The organism is uncultured Croceicoccus sp. (assembly GCF_947496385.1).
In the GTDB taxonomy this organism is placed as follows: Bacteria; Pseudomonadota; Alphaproteobacteria; order Sphingomonadales; family Sphingomonadaceae; genus Croceicoccus.
This window is the reverse complement of record NZ_CANMCP010000032.1, coordinates 1-4858: the sequence shown is the minus strand read 5'-3', so window position 1 is coordinate 4858 and position 4858 is coordinate 1. Positions and strand designations below refer to the sequence as shown.

Here is a 4858-nt window from a genome sequence, read left to right as displayed (position 1 = left end):
CCACATGATTCCGTTAAGCACCCGCCGGTCATCCACCCGGGGAACACCGCGCGGCTTGTCGGGCAACAAAGGCGCGAGGTTCAGCGTGTTGGCCATCTCCTCGGCGCGCATGTCGGTGCATAGCTTCCAGGGAATGATGTAACGCGAGAAATCGTCGAGCACGGTCGACAGATACATCCAGCCCAGTCCGATGATCTTAAGTAGGTAAAGTCAGTCTGCCACATCTCGTTTGGACGGGTGGTGTTGGTATGGAACTGATAAGCGGCCTTGATCACGACATAGGCCGGGCGGGTGATCCGATCGTGGGCCTTTCAGCAGGCGGCAACCGTGAATTCTAATACGAAGCCGTGCTTCTTATCGGTCAAGCGCCCCGCCAGTTCGCAGGTTCTCAGATCGCGTTCCTCCAGCGCCAGTGTCACGATCTCGTCTTGGTATCAACGCCGATTCGGTTCCACACTTCCATGAACTCATTCGACCACTGTAATAAAGACTCTGCGATGCCTTCCTTCGCAGAACTCGGCGATGTTGCCATGACCGCGCAGACCATCCAGCACGATGCGGATCTTGTCCTCGGCCGAGAAATCGCGCCGCGTCTGCCGCCGAATATCCTTAACCACCGGCTCAGCAGGAACTTGGCCAGCGCTTTTTCAATGAGGGTTGGGACTTCTTGGGTAATTTGGTACAACGACGAAGCCCCAACCCTCCTTAAATCACAACCTGAAATCTGTGCCGTCAGTGCTGACGGCAGACAGAACCAACATTTTGATTACCTGATAAATTGTAACGAGGATCATCCGAAATTGAAGTCATTTGCAGTCAGTGTTTCGATTGACACATTGGCGATTGTAAGAACACCCTGACCTCCAAATGTGAACACTGCATCGGATCCGACCTGTTTACCAGCAGCAAAAACCTCATCGAAGGTATCGAACGTCGTTCCCAACGATACTTGTATTACGTCGTGACCCTCGTTCCCAAATTGAAAATCAACGATCGTATTTCGTCCAAAACCCTTATCGATGACAAAAATATCGCTCCCGTTTCCGCCGTAAAGGCGGTCGGTGCCCAATCCGCCGATTAAAACGTCATCCCCATCCTCACCATAGATACGGTCGTCACCCGATCCGCCGATGAGAACGTCATTTCCGTCATCACCATAAAGCCCGTCATTTCCCGAACCGCCGTCTAATTTATCGTCGCCGCCCCGCCCATAAAGTTGGTCTCGGCCTGCGCCTCCATTAATGACGTTTTTCCCGGTGTTACCGTAGATTTTATTGCCTTTGCCGTTGCCGATACCATTGATGTCTGCGTTGCCGGTGAGCGTTATTTGCTCGGCAAACCTAGCGAGACCATCCATTGCAAAGTCTACGGAACTGATGATTTTATCGTAGCCGCCAGCATCGTTGCCGAACTGATCGGTTTCATCGATGATATCGTTGAGATCATTCACGATATAGAGATCGTTACCAGCCCCGCCGCGCAAAATATCTTGGCCTTCACCTCCATCCAAGCGGTCAGATCCTGTGTCCCCGATTAAGACGTCATTGCCACTACGGCCATACAAACGATCATCGCCTGGTCCGCCGATTATTTCATTTACTTTTGCATCTCCATACAATCGGTCATTTCCCATACCACCGATAAGGTTTTCAATATCGACGAAATATTTGCTGGATAGATCCGCAACAATTGCGTCCAATGCCGCCGAAAAATCGACGGTATCGATCTCCGAAGAGCCAACATAAGTGTTAGTTGGCGCCCCCCCCTCAATCACCTTCGGCACAGGCTTGGCATCAACCGGGTTTTGAGCGAGATCGAAAAAGGTTTCTCCCAATGGCGTAAGCGCACCGAATTCGTCGTAGAGCTCAGTGTTGAGGTTGAGACCGTCGAGATTAGGGTAGGCGGAGAACCAGGCTTGCCTTTCAACATATGCAAGGTCGTCAAGCATATGTGTGCCAGCTTCAAAAAACGCCTGCTGTTCCTCAGCGCTAAAGCGACCTTCGTTGGACCAGTCCGCGAGTGACCATTCGGTCACCCAGATCGGCTTACCATATTTCTCATGCACCTTTTCAAGGAAAGACTTGAAGGCGCCTACGTCGGTATTTGTGGTATAATAATGCACAGCGATGAAGTCTACTTCATACCCAAGCGCGTCAGCACCAGACATGAAGCGATCGAGCCAGCCGCCGCTTTTCAGGGTATTTGATGTCGTTACAGCGGGAGATCCAAGCCGCATCCCACTCGTCATTAACTCGGGCCATTCAGCCAACGCCTGTTCGACGCTCATGTTCGCCTGATTGGGATGATCGGGCTCATTGAAAGTCAGCAACGGCCCGCCCGGATTTGCAGCGGCAAGGCTATCCAGCTTACCCATATCAGCGGCCGACCAGATCATGGGGATAAAGCCGGGTGCACTCTGCGCCATCCCACTCGATTCGAAGTCCCCGTTGCCAATAAGATTTTTTCCATTGCCGAAAAACACAAAATCATCGAACTCGGCTAATCCGCTCTTCTCAGTATAGACCGTGATTTTTACATTCACTGCACCTTCGGGCGTACTACCATTCAGAACATAATCTTGATCGATCGCATTGATCCCCACCCATCTCGATGCCAGTAACGATCCCTGCGCGTCTTCGAACTTAAGCTCCACACCGGCGGAACCCAGAAGCAATTGGCCATCGAACTGGAAAGACCAAGAGGTACTATTGCCCAATAGCACTTCTTGAACAGCCCATCCATTTTGTCCGCTCAATAAAATTGAAGTGTCATCATGCTTGACCGTCAGATTCACGCCATTGCCGGATAACCAGCTATTTATGTTCCCGAGATCTACATTAGGCATCCAATTATAGAACCAATCGGCAGACACGGTCTGAGCATCAATAATCATGCTGATGCTACCGTGTACAGGCCATGTACCGATACCAATCTTTCCTTGATTCTCGATCACAAAAGGGTTGCTCATGTCGGCTCCAAGCAAAATTAACTATGAATGCGATTGCGCGGTCATTCGAATAATGGCCTAGAGACAGTTAAATTTGCCCTAATGGTTTAAAAATATATGCGTCTGGAGAGTCTCCTTCTGTTCTGGCCGCCTTCACGCTCGAAGGACGTCAAGCGGTCGACACGGCCTTAGGCGGCGTGGACAAATTTGAGCCAGTATCTGGCCTTGGCGAGATGGACCATTCCGAGGAAGCTGTTGGCCAATTGATCGTAGCGGGTGGCGATGGCGCGGTTGATCTTGATCTGCCCGAACATGCGCTCGATGCGGTTGCGTTGCTGGTAGAGCGCCCGATCATACTCGATTTTCACGCGGCGATTTGACCGGCCGGGAATGACCGCTTCGATTTTCCCTGCGGCAAGGTCGGCGCGGATTACGTCTGCGTCGTAGCCCTTGTCTGCAAGCAGCGCTTCCGGTGCCCGTTCGGGCAGTCCGGTCAAGGCATCATACGCCTTGCAATCTGCCGCCTCGCCGCCGGTCAGAATAAAGGCGAGCGGTCGTCCAAGGGCATCAGCCAGGCAGTGAAGCTTACTGGTGAATCCGCCCCGCGAGCGGCCAAGAGCGCGTCGATGAATCCCCCTTTTCCGCCCGCTGCCGAGACATGGACGCGAACGGTGGTGCTATCGATGCTGTAGTGGCCGCTGTCCGCCATGATCTAGGCCAAAGTCACGGCAATGGTCTCCCAGACGCCGGCTTCGCTCCATTGCCGGAACCGGCGATAGATGGTGTTCCAGCTACCGTACTTCGGTGGCACGTCGCGCAATGGAGCACCGCAGCGAAGCCGCCACAGGATGCCGTTGATGATTGAGCGGTTTTGCTCGGGCCGCCTGCCGCGACCACGGTTCTCCGCTTCTATGGGCAGCAAGCCCTTCAGAACACGCCATGCCGCTTCGGTGAGATCGCCGCGGCTCAAACCTGCCTCCTAAAGGCAGCCTTGAATCAACCTCATCGCTTCGCGTCAATCTCGCCGTGTGTTTCCTTCAGCAGTTCGATGGCGAAGGCCGCGCTTATGGGAAATAAGTTCACCTATGACTGCCGTGCCAATAGACGAAGCCGCGCCACAGGCATCGACACCGAAACTGGCGCTGATGGGGTTCCTGACCTTCTGGTGCCCGTATATTTTCGTTTGGTTCATCCAGAAACCAGAATACCCGATAGCGTTCCGCCGAGTCTTCTCCGCTTGGGCGATCTTCTGGTGCGGGTGCGCGGTGCTGTTTTTTATCGTGCAATTCGTCACGGGCGATCAACCCAGATAGGCATCCAGCCCGCCCGGAATTTGTCCACGCCGCGTAGGCCGTGTTGACAAAAGGAATTGGCAAATTTGCTTGGTTGTGATTCGAGCCTGCTTTTTGAGGGCCAGTCATGGGTCGCGGGGATTTGTCGGATGCGGAATGGGAACTGATCGGGCCGCTGCTGCCGCTTGAGCAAGGCCGGTGGGCGTCTCCTGCAGGCCATAACCGGCGCTTTCTCAATGGCATGCTCCACGCGCTGCGGGGCGGCTGCCCCCTGGCGCGGAAGCGAAGCTGTGCATAGCATACATCCACGAGCGACACGGCAATCGGAACTCGATCTATGTCCGGTTCCGGCGCTGGGCAGAACAGGGTGTCTGGGATGCTCTCCTGCAAACGCTGGTCGATCTGGGCCCGACCGACGACTGGCAGCACACGATCGACAGACCAGCGTTCGCGGCCATGTCTCGGCAGCGGGCGGAAAAGGGGGCTTGTGCGAACGCTCCCGGTCGATCACGCGGCGGCTACGAGCAAGCTCCCGATGCACACCCGGCCCGCCGTGACAATGAGGGGCTGCCTCTCGGCTTCATCCTGACCGGCGAGGCCTCCGATTACACCGTTGCCG

Annotated in this window: 5 protein-coding genes and 1 pseudogene; 2 read left to right on the top strand and 4 right to left on the bottom strand. The window is 54.5% G+C overall.

Going from position 1 to position 4858, the window contains the following annotated elements; translation table 11 throughout:
- Positions 1 to 72 precede the first annotated feature (72 nt).
- The 4 genes and pseudogenes from Q0897_RS15875 to Q0897_RS15860 form a co-directional block, all read right to left on the bottom strand.
- Positions 73 to 617 (bottom strand): annotated as a pseudogene (locus Q0897_RS15875) (DDE-type integrase/transposase/recombinase); the annotation flags it as partial.
- 173 nt (positions 618 to 790) lie between these two features.
- Positions 791 to 2968, bottom strand: coding sequence for a glycosyl hydrolase (locus tag Q0897_RS15870; protein WP_299310378.1), 2178 nt, complete (start codon positions 2966 to 2968; stop codon positions 791 to 793).
- Between the two features lie 167 nt (positions 2969 to 3135).
- Complete coding sequence (locus tag Q0897_RS15865; RefSeq protein WP_299310380.1) at positions 3136 to 3579, bottom strand: IS5 family transposase; 444 nt, start codon at positions 3577 to 3579, stop codon at positions 3136 to 3138.
- A gap of 80 nt (positions 3580 to 3659) precedes the next feature.
- Positions 3660 to 3917, bottom strand: coding sequence for a transposase (locus Q0897_RS15860; RefSeq protein WP_299310376.1), 258 nt, complete (start codon positions 3915 to 3917; stop codon positions 3660 to 3662).
- Positions 3918 to 4032: 115 nt separating this feature from the next.
- On the opposite strand from Q0897_RS15860, the gene Q0897_RS15855 reads away from it, so the two are divergent.
- Positions 4033 to 4260, top strand: coding sequence for a hypothetical protein (locus tag Q0897_RS15855; protein ID WP_299310374.1), 228 nt, complete (start codon positions 4033 to 4035; stop codon positions 4258 to 4260).
- Positions 4261 to 4366: 106 nt separating this feature from the next.
- Entirely contained in the window at positions 4367 to 4537 is a 171-nt protein-coding gene (locus Q0897_RS16175; RefSeq protein ID WP_366519952.1) for a transposase, read from the top strand.
- Positions 4538 to 4858: the final 321 nt, after the last annotated feature.